5 protein-coding genes and 2 tRNA genes are annotated in these 6,020 nt (G+C 28.0%); 2 read left to right on the top strand and 5 right to left on the bottom strand.

Features of this window, described 5'->3' with window-relative positions:
• Positions 1 to 8: 8 nt before the first annotated feature.
• Positions 9 to 82 (bottom strand) — tRNA-Pro (locus tag ACMUOV_RS01775).
• 71 nt (positions 83 to 153) lie between these two features.
• Positions 154 to 227, bottom strand: a tRNA-Pro gene (locus ACMUOV_RS01780).
• Positions 228 to 350: 123 nt separating this feature from the next.
• On the opposite strand from ACMUOV_RS01780, the gene ACMUOV_RS01785 reads away from it, so the two are divergent.
• Both ACMUOV_RS01785 and ACMUOV_RS01790 read left to right on the top strand, forming a co-directional pair.
• Positions 351 to 773 (top strand): metal-dependent transcriptional regulator, encoded by a 423-nt coding sequence (locus tag ACMUOV_RS01785; RefSeq protein ID WP_413853198.1) that lies wholly within the window; start codon positions 351 to 353, stop codon positions 771 to 773.
• A 9-nt stretch (positions 774 to 782) separates the two neighbouring features.
• Entirely contained in the window at positions 783 to 2,024 is a 1,242-nt protein-coding gene (locus ACMUOV_RS01790; RefSeq protein WP_413853200.1) for an SO_0444 family Cu/Zn efflux transporter, read from the top strand.
• A 133-nt stretch (positions 2,025 to 2,157) separates the two neighbouring features.
• Here the strand turns inward: ACMUOV_RS01790 and ACMUOV_RS01795 are convergent, their stop codons facing one another.
• From ACMUOV_RS01795 to ACMUOV_RS01805, 3 genes are all read right to left on the bottom strand, one after another.
• Complete coding sequence (locus tag ACMUOV_RS01795; RefSeq protein ID WP_413853202.1) at positions 2,158 to 3,609, bottom strand: hypothetical protein; 1,452 nt, start codon at positions 3,607 to 3,609, stop codon at positions 2,158 to 2,160.
• A gap of 1 nt (position 3,610) precedes the next feature.
• A complete protein-coding gene (locus tag ACMUOV_RS01800) occupies positions 3,611 to 5,515 on the bottom strand; it encodes an MFS transporter (protein ID WP_413853204.1) in 1,905 nt (634 codons plus the stop codon).
• 7 nt (positions 5,516 to 5,522) lie between these two features.
• Positions 5,523 to 6,020, bottom strand: a 498-nt coding sequence (locus tag ACMUOV_RS01805) for a DUF3793 family protein (protein ID WP_413853206.1), incomplete at its 5' end; no start/stop codon positions are given.

Below are 6,020 nucleotides of genomic sequence, written 5' to 3' on the forward strand. Positions count from 1 at the left end.
AAACAAAATCGGGGTGACTGGATTTGAACCAGCGACCTCTCCCACCCGAAGGGAGCGCGCTAGCCAACTGCGCTACACCCCGACTTGCCTTCAATACTTTTTTGCCTCTAACCCAATAACCCTATCACCCTATAAACTGTCGTTATAATAAAATCGGGGCGACTGGATTTGAACCAGCGACCTCTCCCACCCCAAGGGAGTGCGCTAGCCACCTGCGCCACACCCCGATTTATCCCTATATTTTAACAAAAAATAATTATTTTGCAAATAGTTTGTTGTTTGACAAAATATTATAAAATTGTTATATTAAACTAACTTTAACAGATTAAACTAAAAGCAAGAGAGAAAATATGAATAAAAAACTTACCGAATCTTTGGAAAATTATCTTGAAACAATAGGTATGCTTGTCCGGGAAAATAAAATTGCAAGGGTAAAAGACATAAGTAAGAAATTAAATGTAAAAAATTCAAGTGTAAACATTGCATTAAATGTTCTTGCCGATAAAGGACTTATTGTTCACGAAAAATACGGTTATGTTGAACTTACAAAAGAAGGGCAGAAAATTGCAGATGATATTCAACGTAAAGAAGATATATTATTAAGGTTTTTTACGGAAATTTTAGGCGTTGATAAAGATATTGCTTTAAAAGATGCATGCAGGATGGAACATACAATAAGTGATGAAACTTTAGCCAAACTTATATTTTTTATAGGTAAAGTTGATAAAGAGGCCTCTTTTAAAAAAGCCATTCAAAAAAATATGAAGGAATGAAAAATATAAATGGAAATTATAAAAATAATTTTTTCCATATTTAACGAGATGTCTTTTTATTTACTGCTCGGTTTTTTGTTTGCAGGAATTTTGCATGTTCTTGTTCCGCAACAATTGTTTTCAAAATATTTGTCAAAAAATAATTGGGTATCCGTGTTATATGCAACTTTGTTCGGTATTCCTTTACCTTTATGTTCCTGCGGTGTAATACCGACTGCAATGGCACTTTATAAAGAAGGTGCCTCAAAAGGTTCGGTAATTTCTTTTTTAATAGCAACTCCTCAAACAGGTGTGGATTCGATTATTGCAACATATTCGCTGTTGGGGCTTCCTTTTGCAATTATTCGTCCGGTAGCAGCATTTTTTACTTCAATTTTTGCAGGGCTTGTAACGAATATTTTTACTTTAAAGGAAAATAATGTTAAAGTTTCGGTTCAAAAAAATAAAGATAACCAAAAACTTTCTTTTAATCAAAAAATAAAAAAAGTTTTTCAATACGGTTATGTTGAAATGATGGAAGATATAGGCAAAATGCTTTTGTTCGGTTTAGTTATTGCGGGGTTAATTGCTTATTTTGTTCCCGATAATTTTTTTACGATATTTAAAGGTAATACTTTACTGACAATGTTATTAATACTTGTGGTTGCAATTCCGATGTATGTTTGTGCTACCGGTTCAATACCTATAGCAATAGCATTAATGATGAAAGGGATGAGTCCGGGAACGGCACTTGTTTTACTTATGGCAGGTCCTGCGGCAAACATTGCTTCAATGATGGTTATAGGCAAAGTATTAGGCAAAAAAACATTTATTGTTTATTTGATAACACTTATTATAGGTGCAATATGTTTCGGGCTTTTTATAGATAATTTTTTACCTGCAAGTTGGTTTGATGTTTCCAAGTTTGCTATGACCGCACATAATCATAATGGCGGATTTTACTGTTTTAAAGTTATTTGTTCCTTTATATTATTTGCTCTTTTAGTAAATTCAATATTGTTTAAAAAAAATAGAGAAGAGGCGGAAATTATGGAAAATAATTCTACAAATAAAATTGCTTTTAAAATTAACGGTATGAGTTGTAACCATTGTAAAAATAACGTAACAAAAGTAATAAGCAATTTGAAATCCGTAAAAGATGTTATCGTAAATTTAAGTGAAGGCATTGCTTATGTTGACGGTAATCCCACCGATGAGGAAATAAAGACAGCAGTTGAAGCAATAGGTTTTGAATTTAAAGGAAGAATTTAAACAGATTATAGGGTGATAAGGTTATGGGGTTATGGGTTGAACTACAAAACAAAGAAACTACAAAATAACTTATAATATTGTAAGCCAAACAATAACCTGTAACCTTATAGTATCAATTTTAAATAATTTACTGTCACTTCGATATAAAATTATAATTTCCTATATCAAGAATTAGCTGCCTGTAAATATTGTTATCGTTACCGTTTGTGTTTGGAAATATTACAATATATTTTTTGCCGGTATCATTAAACAAATTCAATAGCCCTTTATGAAAACCGCCTACAACTAAAATATTTGTTGTTTTTTCTTTTGTTAATTCTTTAACATTGTTAAAAAAAACGATATCTCTTTTAATATTGTTTCCGTAATAAGCAGAGAGTTCTTTATTGTTTAAAATATCAATTATTTCTTCTTTGTTTTTTATGTAATGTGTTTTGTTTAATTTTTCCGTAAACTTATCTTTATTTGTTATAAATTTATCAAAATTATAAAAATCTATATTCAATTTTGTATAATTTTCAGTCAAAAAAATCATTTGACTAAGGAAAAAAATATTTTTCTCTTCCGTTTTAAACAAATTATTTAAAATTTCATTATAAAATATTTCTTCTTCATCTAAATATTTACTTATATCAAAAATATTTTCAAAGTTCTGTTTTTGAATCAATATGTTTATATAAGAATAATAATCTTTTTCTTTTTGGCTTAAAAAATTGTTTGTAATTTTATAACAATATATAAGGTTATCTTCTATGTTGTTTTGTTTGCAATCGTTAATAAATTTTGAATACATATTAAAAGGTGCATAGTTTTTCATTTTTTGAACAAGAAAATTAAAATCTTTTGAGAAATTTTTCTTGTAAGGTTCCAATTTTATATCGCAATTTATAATGTTTATAAAATTATAAATTTCCGGATATTTGTTTATATCCACGGAATGTTTTTTTATAATGTTTAGTAATTGTTTATAATATTTTTTAGTTTCTATATTTGTTCTGTTAAAAAATAAATGTTCAAACTCAAACATATCTTTGGAATAAAAATTTTTCTTCAATTTATTTAAATCTTTTTTTGCTTTTTCAATTCTCGGAAAAAAATAATTTTCATTTCGCATAAGTATATATGCTAACTTTAAAGTTTCCGTATACAGAACGGAATCTTCTATGCCGTACAATTGCGTATTTGTTGTATAACAAAAATATTCGGTTCCGCTGACAAGCCCTTTATTTAGCATTTTATTTAAAAGAGAAATTCTTATATCTCCTTTTATATTCGTAATTGCGGAAAAATTCACTTTGCCTTTTGGTGCTCCTTCAATAAATATTTTATCAATATTAATTTCGGATTTAATATATTTTATTATTGAATATATGTTTTTTTGTGCAAAGACATGAGAATGTAAATCATTTATTATTATTATGTCTGGATTTTCTTTGTTTTTAATGTTTGTTTCAAAAATTTTACCGAACGAAGAGGGAATATTTTTTATAAATTGATAACAATTTTTTTCCGTATCGCAATAAGCTGAATTTATAAATGATAAAATAAAAAAAAATGTAATTATAAGAGAATTTAATTTAATCATATTAAGCACAAGCAAGAAGTTTTTTTGTTTCTTTAAAGTCAATACTGTTATGAATGTTGTTTAAATCTTTTTGAGAGTTATTGTTTATAAAAGGAATGACAGACGAAAAAGCAGACAATGAAAGTGTTCTTGTTAAAATATTTTTAACATTTAATTTGTTTGTTTTGCCTTCCATTGCAACAAGCGAAATAAAAGTTGCTGCTCCCGTAACGATAATCGCTATAATCCCGACGACCATGGTTTCCGTTATATTTGCCGTCAACATTGCGGCGGATACGGACTGAACTATAGTTGCAATAATTATTCCCAGTATTGCTTTTAAAGCAAGCCATTGCGGTCTTGCATTATGGGATAAAATATCATGAATGTCCATAATTTCGGATACCGAAGATACTCCGTAAAAGAAATTAATTGAAATAAATAATGTTATTAAAAATAACGGATTTGAAGTTATTAAAAAATTTACGGAAAGAATTGCCATACCTATAAAGAAAACCGTTCTTGTAACAGGTTTTTGAAGTATGGGGTTTATTTTCAGTGCAAATTTCTTTGAAACCGATTGCAAACCGTTTGCGGCAAAATAAATTATTGCAAGATACAATTCCAACATTTGATTGTTTGGTATTAATATACTTATTATTGGTTGTAACAATAATGTCGTTATTGCAAAGAAAACACTGTTTACAAGCAGGTTTGTAATAACAAATGAAAATGTTTGTTTGTCGTTTACAACTTTTTTCATGGGAGTAAAAATCTTTTTTACATAAGATTTTACGGTTTTCAAAAGATTTTCTCTTTTTTTGTTTTTCTTTAAAACTTTTTCTTTGTCATTGTTTTCATTTGTTTTTTCTACAACTTCTTTATGTGTTTTAAAAACTGCACCTATTGTTACAAATATGTCTATTGCGGCAGCCAACATAACAACTATATGTTGCCCGATAAATTCGGCACCTGTTCCCAAACTTGCAAAAACAACAACCAAAGCTCCGCCTATCAATGAAGAAAAAGCCATAACTATTGAGAAAAAAGAATCGTTTGCACTATATTTTTCTTTTATTGTTTTTCTGTCTTTACCGAGGGCTTCCATTGAAGCATAGAAAAAAGGTCCTAAACTTACGGCAAGTCCGGCAACCCCTATTGTAGGTAATATTTGAGAAAGAACAACAAATATAACCGAATACGGAACCAATGCTAAAGATATACTTCCCAAAGTATGAACTATAAGAGAGGTAAGAACAACTGTTCTTTTAGATACTTTGGATGTTATAAAACCCGTTACTGCCGAAGAAGTAAACGATATTATTCCTAAAGATGCCATTAAAGCCGTAAGAAAGGCGGTCGTATAACCGGAATCTATAATATATATCATAGCGAATGATTCTGCCAATTCAAAACCCAACATAAATTGTATGAACGGGAAAAATTTTATATTTGATTCCATGTTTTTTTGAAATTTTTCTTTACTGTTGGCTTTATCCTGTGCTTGTTGAATTTTTAATTTTATAAAATCTCTTATTTTGTAAAATAATCCTTTTATACTGAATTTTTTACTTTTTAAAACAATTTCTTTTATGTTTATTGTATTTTGTCCTGTTGTATGGTTTTTCTTCCATACTTCAAGGTAAGTTGTAATAATTTGTTCTATCTGTTTATCCGAAAGTTCGGGATTATTTTCTCTTAATGCTTTTGAATATTCTGTAAGGAACATTACGATATCGGAATCTATTAATCCGGCAGATAAAGAATTTGAATTAATTGTAACAATTTGATTGGTAATATTTTTTTGAGTAAATATTAATGCAAAATTTTGTGCTATTTCCATAGCCGTTAAATTTTGCGGTATTAATATGTTTAAAGAAAAGAATATTAATATGGTTAATAATATAAATTTTTTAAAATATGTCATAGTTTTTTTAAGAAGCTAATGCAAGTTTTTCTATACTGTTTCCGTTTTTATAAAGTTCTGTATATATTTCTTTGCATTTTTTATATATTGAAAAAACTTTTTCACAATGAATTTTGTTGTAATAAACCTTCCACACTCCGCAAGCTGCAAAATTTTTGCCTTTTTCTTTTATAAATGCTTTAACATCATTTAACGGATAACCTAAAAATATCCCTATTTCGTGAGGAAATTTTTTTGAACAAATTAATTTGTTTGTCAAAACATATAAATAATCGTTTAATTCTTTACAATTTGAATATCCGTATTGTGAAAGAAACTCTTTTATAAGTTTTTCGTTTATTCTGTTTGATAATCTTGTTTTTCTGTAAGCAAAAATTAAATAGTTTGAATCGGAACAAATAAATGTTCTTAGAATTTTTATATATATGTCTTTTTTATTTAAAGAATTGTTCAAAGTATCTATTTTGTTTTTTAATTTTGAATAATCGTCACATTTTATTGAAAA

Origin of the sequence: Candidatus Ruminimicrobium bovinum, assembly GCF_902760015.1 — a bacterium.
Lineage (GTDB): Bacteria > Elusimicrobiota > Endomicrobiia > Endomicrobiales > Endomicrobiaceae > Ruminimicrobium > Ruminimicrobium bovinum.

Bases quoted from the DNA above. Each gene is read 5' to 3' on its own strand.
- ACMUOV_RS01785 (WP_413853198.1), top strand. From the start codon at position 351: ATGAATAAAAAACTTACCGAATCTTTGGAAAATTATCTTGAAACAATA.
- ACMUOV_RS01790 (WP_413853200.1), top strand. From the start codon at position 783: ATGGAAATTATAAAAATAATTTTTTCCATATTTAACGAGATGTCTTTT.
- ACMUOV_RS01795 (WP_413853202.1), bottom strand. From the start codon at position 3,609: ATGATTAAATTAAATTCTCTTATAATTACATTTTTTTTTATTTTATCA.
- ACMUOV_RS01800 (WP_413853204.1), bottom strand. From the start codon at position 5,515: ATGACATATTTTAAAAAATTTATATTATTAACCATATTAATATTCTTT.